The organism is Paludisphaera mucosa (genome assembly GCF_029589435.1).
Taxonomy (GTDB): domain Bacteria; phylum Planctomycetota; class Planctomycetia; order Isosphaerales; family Isosphaeraceae; genus Paludisphaera; species Paludisphaera mucosa.
The window spans coordinates 4,894,941-4,912,582 of record NZ_JARRAG010000002.1 but is presented as its reverse complement, the minus strand read 5'-3'; the positions used below and the strand labels follow the sequence as shown (position 1 = coordinate 4,912,582).

Below are 17,642 nucleotides of genomic sequence, written 5' to 3'. Positions count from 1 at the left end.
CGAGGGTGCCTTGACGACGATTCCAGCATATTGGAAACTCGCCGACATGGAAGACGTCGCGTCCCACCTGAACCGGAGGATCGCCGACCGCGTGCGCGAGCTGCGCGCCGCGAGCGGCCTCTCGCTCGACGGGCTGGCCGCCAAGAGCGGCGTGAGCCGGTCGACGATCTCGCTCGTCGAGCGCGGCGAGACCAGCCCCACGGCGGTCGTGCTGGAGAAGCTGGCCGGGGGCCTGGGCGTGATGCTGGCCTCGTTGTTCGACGCACCGGCCGCCGCGGCCCGATCCTCGGGCGGGCCGCTGGCCCGGCGGGAGGACCAGCCGCAGTGGCGCGACCCGGCCTCGGGCTACCTCCGGCGCAACGTCTCGCCGCCGGGCGCGCCGCAGCCGATGCAGATCGTCGAGGTGCACTTCCCGCCCGGGGGCCGCGTGGCCTTCGAGAACGGCGGCCGCGACGCGATCGTGCACCAGCAGGTCTGGCTGCTCGAAGGCGCGATGGACGTCTCGGTCGGCGACGAGCGCTACCGCCTGCGCGAGGGCGACTGCCTGGCCATGCAGCTCGACCGCCCCACCATGTTCCACAACCCCACGCGAGAGCCCGCGCGCTACGCCGTGGTGATCGCGTCCCAGCCCCCGGCGAAGCCATGAGCACCACCGAGCCGCCCCCCCGACGCCTGCTCACGCTCGACGACGCGATGGTCGACGGGCTCGCCGACCTGCTGATCGACTGCGTCGAAGGCGACGCGTCGGTGAGCTTCATGCACCCGCTGACGCGCGACCGGGCCCTGGCGTTCTGGCGCCGCGTGGCGCGGGGCGTGGCCGCGGGCGAGCGGGCGCTGCTGGTGGCCCAGGACGAGCACGGCCCGTGCGGCACGGTGCAACTGGTGCTCGACCTGCCCGAGAACCAGCCCCACCGCGCCGACCTGGCGAAGATGCTGGTCCACCGCCGGGCGCGTCGCCGGGGCCTGGGGACGGCGCTGATGCGGGCCGCCGAGGCCGTCGCGCGCGACTGCGGCAGGACGCTCCTGGTGCTCGACGCCGTCACGGGCGGCGACGCGGCCCGGCTGTACGAACGCCTGGGCTGGGTGCGCGTGGGCGACGTCCCCGGCTACGCCCTGATGCCCCGGGGCGGGCCCTGCAGCACGACCTTCTACTACCGCGACCTCGGGGAAATTGTGGGGCCCGCGGCGCCGTGCTAGGATGCCGGTTCGTGCCGAGGCCGCGCCGGGGAGCGGCGGGCCTCCTCCCCGCCGCGTCCCGATCGGAGCCCTCGCCGTGCCCCTCTCCACGCTGGCCCTGGGTCTGTCGTTGCTGTCGGCCTGCGCCCAGCCGCCGGCCTCCGCCCCCGACGTCGTCATCGGCGAGTTCGAGGCCGCCGCGCACGCCCCGTGGGAGGCGTCGGGCACGGCCTTCGGGTCCGGCCCCGCGCTCGGGGCGAAGGCGGCGGACCTGGAGATCGCGGGCGTCCGCGGCGACGGCGTCGCCAGCAGCGAGTTCGCGGGCGACGGCCCCGTCGGGACGCTCACGTCGCCGCCCTTCCAGGTCGAGCGCCGCTTCATCGCGTTCGTGATCGGCGGCGGCTCGTTCGAGAGGGACACCTGCCTGGACCTCGTCGTCGACGGCAAGGTCGTCCGCAGCGCCACCGGCGCGAACAGCGACCTGCTCCGCCCCTGCAGCTGGGACGTGACCCCGTTCCTCGGGCGAGAGGCGAGGGTGCGGGTCGTGGACCGGGCGAGCGGGGACTGGGGCCACGTCAACGTCGACCACGTCGTCCAGACGGACCGGCCCGAGCGGCCGCCGGTCGTCGCGCAGCCCCTGTACCGCGAGAACCACCGGCCCCGATTCCACTTCACCGCGCGGCAGTGGACCGTCGATCGGCTCAACCCCGGGATGCGCGAGGAAGGCTGGCTCAACGACCTCAACGGCCTCGTCTATTACGACGGCGAATACCACCTCTTCGCCCAGCGCTGGAACAAGTGCTGGATCCACGCGGTCAGCCGCGACCTCGTCCGCTGGACCGAGCTGGAGCCGGCCTTCTGGGAGGAGGCGCTCGACGTCGGCGTGCAGTCCGGCACCTGCGTCGTCGACTACGCGAACAGCTCGGGCCTGTCGCCCGACCCGGCGACGCCGCCGATGGTGGCGTTCTGGACCCGCAACGACAACCGCAGCCACGGGATCGCGTTCAGCCTCGACCACGGCCGCACCTGGAAGTACGGCCCGCGCAACCCGGTCCTCGTGAAGCCCGAGCGCGACCCCATGGTCTTCCGCCACAAGCCCACTCAGAAATGGGTCATGATCATGTATGGCGAGGACAAGTACCACGTCCTCACGTCCGACAACCTGCTGGACTGGAAGGACGAGAAGCGGCCGATCGCGAACAGCTTCGAATGCCCCGACTTCTTCGAGCTGGCCGTCGCCGGCGACCCCGCGACGAGGAAATGGGCCCTGATCCGCGGCGACGGCCGTTACTCGCTGGGGAGCTTCGACGGCTCGGAGTTCCGCGAGGAGACGGCGCAGTTCGAGTCCGACGGCGGCCCGAACTTCTACGCGACGCAGACCTGGGGGAACGTCGAGACGGGCGACGGCCGCCGCATCCAGGCCGCCTGGATGCGGGGCGGGGCCTATCCCGACATGCCGTTCAACCAGCAGGTGACGTTCCCCCGCGAGCTGACGCTGCGGCCCACGCCGGCCGGCCTCCGCCTGTTCCGCGAGCCGGTGCGCGAGATCGCCACGCTCCATCGCGACGAGCGCAAGTTCGAGGCCCGTATCCTCCAGGCCGGCGAGCGGCTCGCGCTCGACGAGCCGGGCGACGCGCTGCATATCAAGATGGACGTCGCCGTCCCCGAGGGGGCGACCCTCACGCTGCGGATCCGCGGCGTCCCCCTGGTCCTCGGCCGTCGCTCGATCGCCTGCAAGTCCGGCCCCCAGGCCGTCGCGGGCGACCTGGAGGCCGTCGAGGTCCTGATCGACCGCACCTCGATCGAGGCCTTCGCGAACCACGGCGAGGCGTCGACGTCGACGTGCTTCCTCCCCGCCGGCGACGAGGTCGCCTTCGAGGCCGCCGGCGGCCCCGCGACGATCCGCGCCCTCTCGGTGTTCCGGCTCGAGGGCATCTGGGACGGCCGGGCTGCGAAGTAGCCCGGGTGCCGCTCACCCGATCGGGGGGCGGGGAGGCTCCGGCCTGCGGGAAATCCATGCGGCGTCGGATTCCCGGGACGCCGCCGGGATGATCGCGAGGCCGGCCAGGATCCAGGTCATGACGACCGTGCGGCCGATCCACCCGCCGCGCGGGGCGCCGAAGTCCTGCATCAGGCTCAGCACGAAGAATCCCGCCAAGACCAGCGTCGCCCCGGCGAGCGCCCGCGCCAGCATCCGCAGGGCGTCGCCGAACGACCGCGGGAGACGGAATCGCGGTCGGGGCGCCAGGTCGAAGTGGGGCGCGAGCCGCGCCTCGACCCGCGCATGCAGTTCGCGCCGCCGGGGATGCTCGATCATCGCGGGGATCGCGATACGGCCGCCACGTCCGCGCAACACGATCGCGGGGCCCCGCAGTCGGACCTGCTCCACGTCCTCCCAGCCGAGGAAGATCGGCTCTCCCTTCGGCGGCGTGTGGCCGACGCCTGCCGCTTCGATCCGCCAGGTCCCGCTCCCCCAGGAGACCGTCCGGGCCATCCAGACCAGCAACCCCGCGATGGGGAGCAGGCTCGAGAGATAGGCGGGGCCTTTCCACGGAGGCACGCCCGAGCCCCCCGGCGCGGGGAACGCCCGATCGAGCAAGCCCAGGCCGTCGACGACCGCGATCAGGGCCGTCGGCGCGAACGCCAGGCCGAGCGCCCGCCAGCTCGGGACGAACGCCCCCCAGAAGCCGGGGAACGGCCCGATCACCATCGTCTCGGGCTCGGGGACGCCCCCGGTCGTCGCCATGCCTTCGGGTCGCCCCGTCATTCCGCCTTGCCGACGAGCGGGGCCCCGCGGGTCGCGCCGAAGGCGACGTTGACCTCGGGGTCGACGGTGACGCGGTCGCCCTCGAACTTGATCCGGTAGGTGACGTTGAACGGGGACTCGACGAGGACGACCTTGGCGGTCAGGACGTCGTCGGCCGTCCAGGCGGCCGCGGCGGCGGCGGGCTGCTCGGGGAAGCCGGCGACGGCGGCGCGCGACTTCGTCCACTCGCCCCGGCCGCAGGGGATGCGGCGCTCGGCGCCGTCGACCCGGAGGACCAGGGTGATCGAGCCCTCGTTCGCCCCCCCCTGCTCCACGCGCAGGGCTTCGAGCTTCCGGGGGTTGGGCTCGAACGCGAACGTCCGGCCGACCGCCTTCACCGACGACCCGGGCGCGGCGGCCCCTTCGGGGGGCTTCATCTTGAGGTTCCTGAGCGCCTGCGCCAGGGCCTCGCGGGCGGCCGGGTCGGGGGGCAGCGCGTCCTTCTTGAGGCCGGGCAAGAGGCGGTCCCAGGCGAGGTCGAGGACCGACTGCATGTCCTTCACGGCGCTGGTGACGGCCAGCACGGCGTCCTGCTCGGGCATGACGACGCAGTACTGGCCGAAGGCGCCGTCGCCCCGGTACGCGCCGTGGCGGGCCCGCCAGAACTGGTAGCCGTAGCCCTGCTCCCAGTCGCTCTTGGGGTTGCTGCCGTTGGAGGTCTGGAGCTTCGTCGCCGCGGCGACCCAGGCCTCGGGGACGAGCTGCTTGCCGTTCCATCGACCCTTCTGCAGATAAAGCTGCCCGAATTTGGCGATGTCCTCTGTCCGCACGCTCAGGCCGTAGCCGCCCAGCGAGACGCCCTGCGGGCTCGCGCCCCATTCGGGGTCGTCGATCCCCAGGGGGTCGAACAGGCGGGGGCGGAGGTAGTCGAGCACGGTCTGGCCGGTCGCCTTCTGGACGATGGCCGAGGCCATGTACGTGCCCGACGTGTTGTAAAGGAAGTGGGTGCCGGGCTTGTTGGGCACGGGGTGGCCGAGGAAGACCTTGGTCCAGACCTGGTCGTCGGGCCGCTTGGGCTCGTCCTGGTGGCCCGTCGACATCCGCAAGAGGTCGCTGACCCGCATCGCCTTGAGGTTGGCGCTCGGCTCGGCCGGGGCGTCCTCGGGGAAGAACTTGAGCACCGGGTCGTCGACGCTCAGCTTGCCCTCGGCGGCGGCCAGGCCGACGGCCGTGGAGGTGAAGCTCTTGCTCAGCGAGAAGAGCGCGTGCCGGGTCTCGGCGTCGAAGGGCGCCCACCAGCCCTCGGCCACGACCTTGCCGTGGCGGACGAGCATCACGCTGTGGAACGAGTCGATCGCGTCCGCCCCCAGGACGAACTCCCGGATCGCCGCCGACGACACCCCCTGCGCCTCGGGCTCGCCCCGCGACAGGGGCTCCGAAGCCGAGGCCGACGCCCCCACGAACGCGCACAGGACCGCCGCCCGCCATGACCGCTTCATCTCGCCAGCCCTCCTTCGACCTCGCCCGCCTCCGCCCGTCGACGCCGCGAACCATTGGACGCGTCGACGCGAGGCCGATCAAGGGGCGGCCCGGCCCCCGGTCGCGAATCGAGGTGCCCTCGCGGGACGAGGCGGCCGCTCAGGGCTTGGCGGTCGCGGCCAGGTCGGTGGTGGCCGGGACGCCGTCGAACGGCCGCGCCACCGGCTCGACGAAGCCGTTGTCGTGGGCGATCAGGCCGATCGACCCGACGCAGAAGTTGTCGCCGCCCGAGAGCAGCAGGTTGAACACCGGCTGGACCGGCTCCTTCTCCACCGAGACGACCTCGACCGTCCCGCCGACGGTCCGCAGCCGGTCGCCGGCCTTGACCTCGCGAGCCATGATCCAGCCGCGGCCGGCCTTCCAGAAGCGGTGGATGCCCGTGGGGTGGACCGTCTCCCTGCCCAGGTCGATCTTGTAGGTCGTGTTGGGCGGGTTGTGCATCACCTGGACGACCGGCTGATAGGCCAGCTTACCCGTGGTGGTGTCCTGGCTGAGCACCAGGTCGCCCGCCCGGATCGCCTCGATCGGCCGGTCGCCCCGCAGCGTGCGGACGGGCGTCCCCCCCGCGAAGCACGACGGGCCGGCCTTCGTGAAGCCCAGGATGGCCCCGGTTTCCACGGGGAAAAAGATGGTGGGGTTGTAAGCCAGGGGGACCTCCTCGATGAAGGTCGGGACTTCCGGCTCCGGGGACCGCCAAGGCACGCCGTAGCCGTTGACGTCGAAGACCCAGTCCCGCCATTTTCGAGGATCGTACCCGTAATCCTGGCCGCTGACCGTCTTCAAGATCGTCGTGGCCCGCTCGTTGAGCGTGCGCACCGGCTCGTTGGCCGCCTCGATCCAGGCGACGTCGTCGGCCATCTGCTGCCGGGAGACGTAGACGGAATTCCTGGCATGCTCGATCATCAAGTCCACGGGGATGGTGAGGCCCGAATCGAGGATGGGCCGGAAGTTCGGGCCGCCGAGCTTCTGGATGTTCGCCGGGCTCGGGTCCCGGGTCAGCTCCTTGGTCAGGTCCGCGATCGAGATCGTCTCGGCGAAGCCGACGGCCGTGGGGATCATCCGGCCGGACTCGACCAGGGCCTGGCCGGGGGTGAGGCCCGCGGGGGCGAGGGTCGGCGCGTCTTGCCCGTACACCGGCAAGGGGGACGACTGGGGCAGAAGAGCCACCCTCCCGGGCGAGAAGTTGGTCGAACCGGGCATGGCCGCCTCGGCGACCATCTGGCTCAGCTCGGTCGACAGGCCGGCGGCATGGAGGGTCCTGGACACGGGAGGCGTCCCATCCACCTTGGAGCGCTCCGCCTCGGCCAACTGCGCGGCGAGCGACGCGCCGTTGTAGGACGCGAGGGTCGTCGTCGGGCCCAAGGGCACGCGGATCGATCGGTAGCCGCCGTGGTCGAGCGAGACGGTGATGGGGGGCGGGGGGGCCTCGAGCGAAGAGTAGATGCGCCGGACGTTCGACTCCGGGCCCATGATGAGCAGCTCGCCCTGCGAGCCGGGGCCGTCGATGGTCTTGACCTTGTACTTGATCTCGTCGCTCACGAGGCTCGCCAGGAACCCGCCGAAGTCGCGCGGGTCGCGGCCGACGAGGCGTCGCGACGCCTCCTGCCGGATCCCGGCGTGGGGGCTGAACACGGCCAGCGTCGCCAGGCCCAGGGACGCCCCCGGCCCCTCGATCCGGGCGAACGCCTCGACGGCCGTCGCCTGGCCGCGCTCGTCGCCCGCCTCGGCGAAGGCGACCCAGAGCGTCCGGACGGCGCGGGGGTCGTCGATCGCCTGCAGGGCCGCCAGGGCCTCGGCCCGCTTCGCCCCGTCCCTGCTCGCGAGGCCGGCCTTGATCGCCGCGAGCCTCGCCCGCCAGGCCTGGTCGGCCCGGGCCTGGGTCTCGCGCTCGGCCTTCGCGGCCGCCTGGATCTCCGGCTTGATCCAGCGGCCCGAGACCTTCTTGTACCCCAGCCGCCGCCAGGCGCCCTCGCGGCCGGGGTCGAGCTGGACCACCCGGTGCAGGTGCGCGACCATCGCCTGCGTCAGGCCCCGGTCCTCGCACCAGAGGGCCAGGCGATACAGGTCGTCGGCTTTGTCCCGGGTCTTCGCCCGGCGGTCCAGGTACTCGCGCAGCAGCGCCTGCCGCTCGGGCGACTCCTCGACGGCCTTCGCCACGTCGGCGGGCCGCAGCCACCGTCCCTCATGCTTCACCTGGCCGAGCAGCCCGCGGGCGCGGGCGTTCTCGGGGTCGACCAGCACGGCGCGCATCAGGTGGGTGGTGCGCTCGGCGGCCATGCCGCGGGCCTCGCACCAGAGGGCCAGCCTCACCTGCGCCTCGGCGTCGCGGCCGGCCGAGGCCCTCGCCGATTCGTACGCCGCGAGGTCGGGCCCGGCCGACCCGTCGGCCGGGCCCCCGACCATCCCCAGGACCGCGCCCAGAGCCCACGTCGTGATCATGTGCGAATCCTCCTGGGACGTCGTGCCTGCGGGCGGTTCGGTCGGCGGTCTGGGCTCAGGGCTTGCTGGTCGCGATCAGCTCGGCGGTGGCGGGGACGCCGTCGAAGGGCCGCGTGACGGGGTCGACGTAGCTGTTGTCGTGGGCGACGACGCCCGGGCCGCCGACGCAGAAGTTGTCGCCGCCGGCGAGCTGCAGGTTGAACACCGGCTGCACCCGGTCCGGCTCGACGGCCGCCACCTCGACCACGCCGCCCACGGTCCGCAGCCGGTCGCCGGCCTTCAGCTCGCGGGCCATCACCCAGCCCTTCCCCGCCTTCCAGAAGCGGTGGATGCCCGTGGCGACGACCGACTCGCCCCGGCCCAGGTCGACCTTGAACGTCTCGTTGGGCGGGTTGTGGAACGCCCGGACCACGGCCCGATACCGGAAGGCTCCGGTCGTCGTGTCCTCGGCCAGCACCTGGTCTCCCGGACGGATCGTCTCGATGGCCCGCGGCCCCTGCAGGGTGCGCACCGGCGTCCCGGCCGCGAAGCAGGAGTGGCCGGCGACGATCCGCGTCCCCACCTGCTGGGTCACGACGGCCGGCCCGGCCTGGGGTGCGAAGGCCAGGGGGACGTCCTCGACGTAGGTCGGCGGCTCGGGCCGGGGCGACGCGGAGTAGGCGTAGCCCTCGAGGTCGATCGTCCACGCGGCCCACTTCTCGCCGTCGTCGCCGAAGTCGCGGCCGCTGATCGCCTTGAGGATGTTCCCGGACCGCTCGTTGACGTCGCGGACCGGGGCGTTGCGGGCCTCGATCGCGCGGACGTCGTCCAGGAGCTGCTGCTGGGCGACCTGGGCGGAATACCGCGTCTCGGCCACCATCCAGCCGATGGGGACCTGGAGGAAGTCCTCCATCACGGGGGCCTCCTGGAACGATCGCGAATCGGGATCGGCCTGCTTCGCGGTCTGGGACATCCCGGGGGCCGGCGAGGCCGCCGCGGCCGCCAGCTGGCCCTGCACCGCTTGCAGGACGGGGGCCGCCTTGACCAGCGTCGCCACCGTCTGGGCCTGCCGCTGGGCGCGGGCGGCTTCCAGCTCCGCCAGGGTGTAGCGGGGGCCGTCGACGCCGACCTCCGGGGCCTGCCCGCCCAGCGGGATCATGATCACCTCGTTCGGGTCGACGGCCGTGCCCGGCGGCACCATGGCGGCCAGCGGCGTGTAGAGCCGGCGGACGTTGGCGTCTTCGCCCGCGACGAGCAACTCGCCCTGCGAGCCCGGGCCCTCCACCGGCTTCACCCAGTACTTGACCTCCTTGCGGATGAGCCCCGCCAGGAACCCCGCGAACTCGCGCGGGTCGCGGCGCTGGAGCAACGCCGCGGCGTTCGCGCGGATCGCCGCGTGGGGGCCGAACACGGCCAGCGTCGCCAGGGCGGTCGACGCCGCCGGGCCGTCGGTCCGGCCGAACAGGGCCACCGCCACGCGCTGGTCGGCCTCGTTCCCGCCCTGGGCGAACACCTTCCACGCGGCCGGCACGGCGCGGGGGTCGTCGATCGCCGCGAGGGCCGCCCGCGCCTCGTCGCGTTTCGCCCGGTCCCGGCCCGCCAGCGCCGCCCTCAACTTCAGCAGCCGGGGCCGCCATTCCTTGTCGGCCGCCGCCTGGGCCTCGCGCGCCGCCTTGTCGGCCGCCTCGGCCTGCGGGTCGACCCAGCGGCCCTTGACCTTCTCGAAGCCGAGGCGGCGCCAGGCGCCCACGCGGCCGGGGTCGAGCTGGACGACCCGCCGCAGGTGCGCGACCATCGGCTGCGACAGCCCCTTCTCCTCGCACCACAGGGCCAGCCTGTACTGGCCGTCGGCCGTGTCGCGGGCCTTCGTCCGGCGGTCGAGATACTCCTGGAGCAGCGCCTGCTCCGCCGGCGAGTCCTCGACGGCCCGGGCCACGTCGTCGGCGCGCAGCCACCTGCCGTCGCGCTTCACCTGGCCGAGCAGGCCGCGGGCCGCGGCGTTCTCGGGGTCGATCAGGACGGCGCGCATCAGGTGGGTCGTGCGCTCGGCGGCCATGCCGCGGGATTCGCACCAGAGGGCGAGCCTCACCTGCGCCTCGGCGTCGCGGCCGGCCGAGGCCTTCGCGGCCTCGTACGCCGCCAGGTCGGGCTTCGCCGACTCGTCGGCCGCGGCGACCACGCCGATCGCCAGGATCCAGGACCATGCCGCCATGTCGCGTCACTCCTTCGAAGTTCGGTTGCAGGCTCGAGGCCGGGACGCCCTCAGGGCTTGCTGGTCGCGACCAGCTCGGCCGTGGCCGGCACGCCGTCGAAGGGGGCCGCCACCGGGTCGACGAAGCCGTTGTCGTGCGCGATCACGCCCAGCGTCCCGACGCAGTAGTTGTCGCCGCCGGAGAGGAGCAGGTTGAACACCGGCTGGACCTCCTCCCCCTTGATGGTCGAAACGACCTCCACCGTGCCACCGATCGTCCGCAGCCGGTCGCCGGCCTTGACGTCGCGGGCCATCACCCAGCCGTGCCCCGCCTTCCAGAAGCGATGGATGCCCGTGGGGTGCACCGTCTCCTTGCCCAGGTCGATCGCGTACGTCCAGTTCGGCGGGTTGTGCATCACCTCGACCACGGGCCTGTAGGCGAGCCGGCCGGTGGTCGTGTCCTGGGTCAGCACCTGGTCGCCGGGCCGGACCTGCTCGATCGGCCGGTCGCCCTGCAGGGTGCGGACGGGCGTCCCCCCGGCGAAGCACGACGGGCCGATGCGGTAGCCGACGACGGCCGCCGAGGGGACCGGGAACGCCTGGGGCTGGAAGCCCAGCGGAACCTGCTCGACGATCTCGGCCGGGGGCGAAGTCCGCGCCTTCAACGGCTGGCCGTAGCCCTGCAGGTCGAGCACCCAGCCCATCCACTTCTCGCGGTCGTCCCCCCGGTCCTCGCCGCTGACGGCCTTGAGGATCGTCACGGCCCGCTCGTTCACCTGGCGGATGGGGGCGTTGTAGGCCTCGATGGTCGCCACGTCCCGCGCCAGCCGCTCGCGGGCGATGACGGCGGACTCCCGGGCCTCGGCCGCCATCCGCTCGACGGGCATCTGCACGGACTGCCGGAAGATCGGCCGCAGCGTGTCGCCTTGCAGGGAGTCGAGGGCGACGCCGCCCCCGTACAGGGCCAGCGCCGCCTGCCCCGCCGCGAAGGCCCGGGGATCCGAGGCCTGGCCGGCCACCGTCCGGCTCAGCCCGGACGGGACTCCCGCCTTCTCGAGGGTGGCCGCGACCGCGCCTCGGTCGATCGGGGCGTACGTCGGCACGTACACGTCGGCGTCGATCGCGCCGCCCCACCCATACGGCATCAGCAGGCCGGTCGCGGGGTCGACGGTCTCCTCGGAGCCGGCCGCGTCCGGGTCGGGCCTGCGGACCTCCACGGGGAGTCCCAGCATCCTCGCCGCGATCGCCCGGGGCGTCACGACGGGGGCCAACATGGCCGGCCCGAAGGGGCGATTCGCGACGAGCTTGCCGTCCTCATCCCTCCAGACCTCGTCGCCGGGCTGGACGGCCGCCCGATCCAGCGGCGTGTAGAGCCGGCGGACGTTCGCGGCCTCGCCCTCGACGAGCAGCTCGCCGCGCGAGCCGGGGCCCTCGACCGGCTTGACCTTGTACTTCACCTCGTCGCGGATCGAGGCGGCGAGCATCGCGGCGAACTCCCGCGGGTCGCGGCGCTGGAGCAGGACCGCGGCGTCCGAGCGGATCGCCGCGTGCGGGCTGGACAGGGCGAGCATCGCCAGCGCCGTCGCCGCTCCGGGCCCCTCGATCCGTCCGAACGCCTCCACGACGGCGGACTGACGGCGTTCGTCGCCGCCCCGGGCGAAGACCCGCCAGAGCATCGGCACGGCGCGGGGGTCGGCGACCGCCGCCACGGCCGCCCGGACCTCGTCCCGCTTCTCCCGGTTCTTGCCCCCCAGGGCGGTCCGAAGCGTCTCCAGCCTCGGCTTCCAGGCGCGGTCGGCCTTCGCCTGCACCTCGCGCTCGGCCTTGAGGGCGGCCTCGGCCTCCGGGTCGACCCAGCGGTCGCCGGCCTTCCTGAACCCCAGCCGCCGCCAGGCGCCCTCGCGGCCCGGGTCGAGCTGAACCACCCGCCGCAGGTGGGCGACCATCGGCTGGGTCAGCCCCTTCTCCTCGCACCAGAGGGCCAGCTTGTACTGGGTGTCGGCGTCGTCGCCGGCCGTCGCCCGGCGGTCCAGGTACTCGCGGAGCAAGGCCTGCTGCGCCGGCGACTCCTCGATCGCCCGGGCCACGTCGGCCGGCCGCAGCCACCTGCCGTCGTGCTTGACCTGGCCGAGCAGGCCGCGGGCGCGGGCGTTCTCGGGGTCGATCAGGACGGCGCGCATCAGGTGGGTGGTGCGCTCGGCGGCCATGCCGCGGGACTCGCACCAGAGGGCGAGCCTCACCTGCGCCTCGGCGTCGCGGCCGGCCGAGGCCTTCGCCGATTCGTACGCCGCCAGGTCGGGCTTCGCCGACTCGTCGGCCGCCCCCGCCAGACCGACCACCACGCTCAAGGCCCACGCGGACATCATGGACGGATTCTCCCGGGGACGCGTCGGAACTCGGTCGGTCGGTCGATCGTTCTCAGGGCCTGGAGGCCGTCGCCAGCTCGGCGGTGGTCGGGACGCCGTCGAACGGCTTCGACACGGGCTCGACCAGGCCGTGGTCGTGGGCGATCACGCCGACCGTCCCCACGCAGTAGTTGTCGCCGCCGGCCAGCAAGAGGTTGAAGACGGGCTGGAGCTTCTCGCGCCCGGCCGAGACCACCTCCACCACGCCGCCCGCCGTCCGCAGCCGGTCGCCCGGCTGGACGTCGCGGGCCATCACCCAGCCTTTCCCGGCCTTCCAGAAGCGGTGGATGCCGGTGGGGTGGACCGTCTCCTTGCCCAGGTCGATCGCGTACGTCCAGTCGGGCGGGTTGTGGACGGCCTCGAGGACCGGCTTGAAGGCGAGCCGGCCGCTGGTCGTGTCCTGGCTGAGGACCTGGTCGCCGGGCTGGACCTCCTCGATCGGCCGCTCCCCCTGCAGGGTGCGGACGCGCGTCCCCGCGGCGAAGCACGAGGTGAAGAAGCGGAAGCCCACCACGTCCGACGTCGGGATCGGGGCCGCCTGGGGCTGGAAGCCGATCGGCACGTCCTCGACGACCAGGTCCGTGGGCGCGGTCCGGCCCTTGAAGGGCTGGCCGTAGCCCTGCAGGTCGAGCACCCAGTTCATCCACTTGCGACGGTCGTCGCCACGGTCCTCGCCGCTCACCGCCTTGAGGATCGCCACGGCCCGCTCGTTGACCTCGCGGATCGGCGCGTTGTACGCCTCGATGCCGGCCACGTCGCTCGCCAGCTGCTGGCGCGCCACCAGCGCCGACGCCTGGGCCTCGGCCCTCATCTGCTGGATCGGGATCTGCATCGACTCCTGGATGATCGGACGGACGAAGGGCGTGGGGCGGCCGCCCATGATCGCCCCGGCCGCCGCCCATTGCGCCGACGACCAGAGGGCGTTCGACTCCGCGATCCGGCCCACGGCCGTCCGGCTCAGCGACGCGGGCACGCCCGCACGCTCCAGGGTCGCGGCCGCCGCCCCGAGGTCGTCCGGGGGGTTCCAGAGGAATCCGGGCCCCCCGAGCGAATTCACCATGGGGAGCCCGGTCAGGCCGTCCATGCCGGCCATGCCGTCCGTCGGCGGCAGGTAGCCCACCACGGGCCTGCCGGACCACAGGGCCGCCGCGGACGCGGCCGTCAACAACGGCCCCTCATACGTCGCGATCGGGCGGTTGGCGACGACGTTGCCGTTCGCGTCCGTCCCGAGCTGGTCGCCGGGCTGGATGGTCGGGCTCTGCAGCGGCCGATAGATCCGCCGCACGTTGGCGTCCTCGCCCTCGACGAGCAGCTCGCCCTGCGAGCCGGGGCCGTCGATCGGCTTGACCTTGTACTTCACCTCGTCGCGGATCGCGGCCGCCAGCATCGCGGCGAACTCCCGCGGGTCGCGACGCTGCAGCAACGCCGCCGCATCGCTCCGCACCGCCGCGTGCGGGCTGAACAGGGCCAGCGACGCCAGCGCCGTCGAGGCCGCGGGCGCGTCGAGCCGGCTGAGGACGTCGGCGGCCGCCCATTGCCGCTCCTCGACGCCCCCCTTGACGAAGACCTGCCACAGCATCGGCACTGCGCGAGGGTCCTCGATCGCCGCCAGGGCCTTCAACGCCTCGGCCCGCTTCGCCCGGTTCTTGCCCCCCAGGGCGGTCCGAAAGGTCTCCAGCTTCGGCTTCCAGGCGCGGTCGGCCTTCGCCTGCGCCTCGCGCTCCGCCTTGAAGGCGGCCTCGATCTCGGGGTTCACCCAGCGGCCCTTGACCCTGGTGAAGCCCAGCCGCCGCCAGGCCCCCTCGCGGCCGGGGTCGAGCTGGAGCGTCCGGTGCAGGTGGGCCACCATCGGCTGGGTCAGCCCCTTCTCCTCGCACCACAAGGCGAGCTTGTACTGGTCGTCGGCGTCGTCGCCGGCCTTCGCCCGGCGGTCCAGGTACTCGCGCTGCAGCGCCTGCCGCTCGGGCGACTGCTCGACCGCCTTCGCCACGTCCTCGGCGCGCAGCCACTTGCCGTCGTGCTTCACCTGGCCGAGCAGTCCGCGGGCCCGCGCGTTCTCGGGGTCGATCAGGACGGCTCGCATCAAATGCGTGGTGCGCTCGGCGGCCATGCCCCGGGCCTCGCACCAGAGCGCCAGCCTCACCTGCGCCTCGGCGTCGCGGCCGGCCGAGGCCTTCGCCGATTCGTACGCCGCGCGGTCGGGTTCGGGGGGCTTCGAACCGTCTTCCCAGGCCCCGACGGCGCACAAGGCCCCAGCCAACAGCCACGCGGCGATCATGTTCGGCGTCTCCCGGAAGCGGAGGGGGAGCCGGAACCGGCGGAGGACCCCCCAAGCCTATTTAGATCCTATACGAACCGGACCGCCGCGTCGTCAATGGATTCGACCAATTCTTTCAGAGTATTCAACCTTTCTGAGATCCAGCGGTGTCGATCGGAATTCATGATCCCGCGCCGGCGGCCGCGCCCTTCGCCGGCGGGCGGATCGGCATGGTGCGGAGGCGGACGCCCAGGGCGGCGGCGACCGCGTTGGCGACGGCCGGCGCGACGGCGATGATCGGGGTCTCGCCCGCGCCCGACGACGGCAGGTCGGGGCGGTCGAGCAGGTGGACGTCGAGCTTCGGCAGGTCGGCGAAGCGGGGGACGCGGTAGTCGCGGAACGACCCGTTCGTCACCATGCCGTCCGAGAACGCGATCGCCTCCCGGAGCGCGGGGCCGAGGCCCATCACGATCGCCCCTTCGACCTGGGTGCGGAGGTTCTCGGGGTTGAGGATCTTGCCGCACTCGTACGCCTGGCAGACGTGGTCGACCGTGACGGAGCCGTCCTCGCGGTCGACCGAGACCGCGACGCAGGCGGCGACGAAGCCCCCCTTGTCCTGCCCGCAGGCGAGGCCCACGCCCTTGCCGGGCTCCCCGGCCTTGGAGCGCGCCTCCCAGCCGAACCGCGCGGCGGCCTCGGCCAGCACGTCGCGGAGGCGGGGCTCCTGGATGTGGGCCAGGCGGAACTCCAGCGGGCCCCGGCCGGCGAGGGCGGCCAGTTCGTCCATGAAAGCCTCGCGGGCGAAGGTGTTGGCCGTGCTGGCGAGCGCGCGGTACGACCCGTGCCGCAGGGGGGCGTCGGACGGGAGGAACCGGCAGTCGGACTGGCCCACGCGGTAGGGCGTCTGCACCGAGCCGCCGCCCGAGTTCACGTTGATCTGCCGCCAGGTCGCGATCGCGCCGTCGGCGTCGAGCGAGGCCTCGACCTCGATCGCGGCGGCCGGCCGGAACTGCGCCCAGGCGAACTCCTCGGCGCGGGTCCAGACGACCCGCACGGGCTTGCCCGCCGCCTTCGAAAGCCGCGCGGCCTCGACCGCGTACTCGCCCGAGTGCTTGCCGCCGAAGCCGCCGCCGAAGTCGGGGACGATCACCCGCGCGCGGTCCTCGGGCAGTCCGAAGGCCCGCGCCAGCTCGCCGCGGACGTTGAACGGCACCTGGGTGCCGACCCAGGCCGTCACCTTGCCGTCCTCCCATTCGGCGACCGCCGCGCGGGGCTCCATCGGGCAATGCTGGATGTACGCCACGTCGTACGACGCCTTGAGCGCCTTCGCCCCCTCCTCGTACAGCGGCCGGGTCGGCAGGCCTCCTTGCGCGTGCTCGCGCAGGTGCTTCGGCAGGTCCGCGCTCGACGAGTGGGGGGGCGGCGAGGCCCACTCGACCGTCTTCGCGAGGGCGTCGAGCGCCGCCTGCGCGCGGGCCGTCGTGGGCGCGGCGACGCCCACGAACTCGCCGTCGCGCACCGCGACCACGCCCGGCAGGGCCTGCGCCGGCGCCAGGTCGACCTTCTGGATCGTCGCCCCGTAGCGCGGGCCGCGGAGCACCTTGCCGTGGAGCATGCCGGGGCGGACGACGTCGGACGGGTATTCATGCGATCCCGCGACGATCCCTCGGCCCGACGGCTTGGGGATCGACGTCCCCAGCGTCTTCCACTCGGCGACCGGCGTGAGGGCGACGTCGGGCGGCAGGGCCCCGGCCATGGCGCGGGCGGCCTCGGGGTCGCGCGCCAGGTCGGCGTAGCCCAGCGACTCGCCGGCCTTCGCCGCGCAACGCGCCGCGCCGTCGGCGAGGGCGACCGTCGCGGCGTCGACGCCCCAGCGGCGGGCGGCGGTGGCGATCAACAGCGTGCGGGCCGAGGCGCAGGCGATCCGGATCGCCGGGACGGTCGCGGGTGTCGACAGGCTGCCGTAGGTGCCGCCGTCGTCCGGGACGGCCCCGGTGTCGCCCATGACGAGGCGGACGCGGTCGAACGGCACGCGCAGCTCCTCGGCCGCGGCCTGGGCCAGCTCGGCCCGCGCGCCCTGGCCGCACTCGACCTTGCCGGTCATCACGGTGATCGCGCCGTCCTCGCCGATGTGCAGCCGCGCCGCCATCGTCGCGGCCCCGCGGCCCATGGGCCCGCCCCGGCCGCCCCCCGCCCCGCGGCGTCGCGGCGGCGGCTCCTCGCCTTTCGCCGGGGCCGCGTCGGCCGCCACGGCGATCAGGAGCCCCGCGCCCAGGGCCTTCAGCACGTCGCGGCGGCCGGGTTCGACGGCCGCGACGTCGTCGAAGCGATAGGCGACCAGGTCGACCGGCTCGTCGTAGTCGGCGGCGACGCCGGCGGCCTTCAGCGCCTCGGCCTTCCAGTCCTCGCGGGCCTTCATCGCGCGCCTCCCCCCGTCAGCTCGACGGCCCGCCGCACGGCCCGGACGATCTTGGGATAGCTGCAGCAGCGGCAGAGGTTCCGGTCCATCCCGGCGACGATCTCGACGTCGCTGGGAGCCGGGTTGGCGTCCAGCAGCGCGACGGCCGCGACGATCATGCCGGCCGTGCAGAACCCGCACTGATAGGCGCCGACTTCCAGGAAGGCCTGCTGCACCGGGTGCAGCGCCTCGCCCTTCGCGAGGCCCTCGATCGTGACGACCGAGCGCCCCGAGACCTTCGAGACGGCCGTCCGGCAGGCGTTCATCCGCCGGCCGTCGACCAGCACCGAGCACGCGCCGCACTGGCCCTCGCCGCAGCCGTACTTGGTCCCGAGCAGCCCCAGGTCCTCGCGCAGGAACTCCAGCAAGGTCCGGTCGGGGTCCGTCTCGACCGACTTCTCACGGCCGTTCACCGTGAACCGAATCGCCGCCTCCGCGCCCATCGGCCGCCC

11 protein-coding genes are annotated in these 17,642 nt (G+C 73.5%); 3 read left to right on the top strand and 8 right to left on the bottom strand.

Annotation, left to right across the window (positions count from 1 at the left end; genetic code table 11):
* Positions 1-46 precede the first annotated feature (46 nt).
* From PZE19_RS28960 to PZE19_RS28950, 3 genes are all read left to right on the top strand, one after another.
* The gene (locus PZE19_RS28960) at positions 47-646 is read left to right on the top strand and encodes a helix-turn-helix domain-containing protein (protein ID WP_277864085.1); all 600 of its coding nucleotides are present in this window, start codon (positions 47-49) and stop codon (positions 644-646) included.
* Positions 643-1,197, top strand: a complete 555-nt coding sequence (locus PZE19_RS28955) for a GNAT family N-acetyltransferase (protein WP_277864084.1) — start codon at positions 643-645, stop codon at positions 1,195-1,197. The genes PZE19_RS28960 and PZE19_RS28955 overlap by 4 nt, the downstream gene beginning before the upstream one ends.
* A 76-nt stretch (positions 1,198-1,273) precedes the next feature.
* Positions 1,274-3,136 carry a glycoside hydrolase family 32 protein gene (locus PZE19_RS28950; protein WP_277864083.1) on the top strand — a complete coding sequence of 621 codons (1,863 nt, stop codon included), beginning with the start codon at positions 1,274-1,276 and terminating at the stop codon, positions 3,134-3,136.
* 12 nt (positions 3,137-3,148) lie between these two features.
* On the opposite strand, the gene PZE19_RS28945 is transcribed toward PZE19_RS28950, so the two are convergent.
* The 8 genes from PZE19_RS28945 to PZE19_RS28910 form a co-directional block, all read right to left on the bottom strand.
* Positions 3,149-3,922, bottom strand: coding sequence for a hypothetical protein (locus tag PZE19_RS28945; protein ID WP_277864082.1), 774 nt, complete (start codon positions 3,920-3,922; stop codon positions 3,149-3,151).
* A 17-nt stretch (positions 3,923-3,939) separates the two neighbouring features.
* Positions 3,940-5,421 (bottom strand): serine hydrolase domain-containing protein, encoded by a 1,482-nt coding sequence (locus PZE19_RS28940; RefSeq protein ID WP_277864081.1) that lies wholly within the window; start codon positions 5,419-5,421, stop codon positions 3,940-3,942.
* A gap of 139 nt (positions 5,422-5,560) precedes the next feature.
* Entirely contained in the window at positions 5,561-7,900 is a 2,340-nt protein-coding gene (locus PZE19_RS28935; protein WP_277864080.1) for a polymorphic toxin-type HINT domain-containing protein, read from the bottom strand.
* Between the two features lie 55 nt (positions 7,901-7,955).
* Entirely contained in the window at positions 7,956-10,091 is a 2,136-nt protein-coding gene (locus PZE19_RS28930) for a polymorphic toxin-type HINT domain-containing protein (protein WP_277864079.1), read from the bottom strand.
* Positions 10,092-10,141: 50 nt separating this feature from the next.
* Positions 10,142-12,436, bottom strand: a complete 2,295-nt coding sequence (locus tag PZE19_RS28925; RefSeq protein WP_277864078.1) for a polymorphic toxin-type HINT domain-containing protein — start codon at positions 12,434-12,436, stop codon at positions 10,142-10,144.
* Positions 12,437-12,488: 52 nt separating this feature from the next.
* Positions 12,489-14,753, bottom strand: coding sequence for a polymorphic toxin-type HINT domain-containing protein (locus PZE19_RS28920; RefSeq protein ID WP_277864077.1), 2,265 nt, complete (start codon positions 14,751-14,753; stop codon positions 12,489-12,491).
* 160 nt (positions 14,754-14,913) lie between these two features.
* The gene (locus PZE19_RS28915; protein ID WP_277864076.1) at positions 14,914-17,151 is read right to left on the bottom strand and encodes a xanthine dehydrogenase family protein molybdopterin-binding subunit; all 2,238 of its coding nucleotides are present in this window, start codon (positions 17,149-17,151) and stop codon (positions 14,914-14,916) included.
* Positions 17,148-17,633, bottom strand: coding sequence for a (2Fe-2S)-binding protein (locus PZE19_RS28910; protein WP_277864075.1), 486 nt, complete (start codon positions 17,631-17,633; stop codon positions 17,148-17,150). The genes PZE19_RS28915 and PZE19_RS28910 overlap by 4 nt, the downstream gene beginning before the upstream one ends.
* Positions 17,634-17,642: the final 9 nt, after the last annotated feature.

Coding starts and splice junctions, on each gene's coding strand:
- PZE19_RS28920 (WP_277864077.1), bottom strand. CDS start 14,753: ATGATCGCCGCGTGGCTGTTGGCTGGGGCCTTGTGCGCCGTCGGGGCC.
- PZE19_RS28945 (WP_277864082.1), bottom strand. CDS start 3,922: ATGGCGACGACCGGGGGCGTCCCCGAGCCCGAGACGATGGTGATCGGG.
- PZE19_RS28910 (WP_277864075.1), bottom strand. CDS start 17,633: ATGGGCGCGGAGGCGGCGATTCGGTTCACGGTGAACGGCCGTGAGAAG.
- PZE19_RS28915 (WP_277864076.1), bottom strand. CDS start 17,151: ATGAAGGCCCGCGAGGACTGGAAGGCCGAGGCGCTGAAGGCCGCCGGC.
- PZE19_RS28955 (WP_277864084.1), top strand. CDS start 643: ATGAGCACCACCGAGCCGCCCCCCCGACGCCTGCTCACGCTCGACGAC.
- PZE19_RS28930 (WP_277864079.1), bottom strand. CDS start 10,091: ATGGCGGCATGGTCCTGGATCCTGGCGATCGGCGTGGTCGCCGCGGCC.
- PZE19_RS28940 (WP_277864081.1), bottom strand. CDS start 5,421: ATGAAGCGGTCATGGCGGGCGGCGGTCCTGTGCGCGTTCGTGGGGGCG.
- PZE19_RS28925 (WP_277864078.1), bottom strand. CDS start 12,436: ATGATGTCCGCGTGGGCCTTGAGCGTGGTGGTCGGTCTGGCGGGGGCG.
- PZE19_RS28960 (WP_277864085.1), top strand. CDS start 47: ATGGAAGACGTCGCGTCCCACCTGAACCGGAGGATCGCCGACCGCGTG.
- PZE19_RS28935 (WP_277864080.1), bottom strand. CDS start 7,900: ATGATCACGACGTGGGCTCTGGGCGCGGTCCTGGGGATGGTCGGGGGC.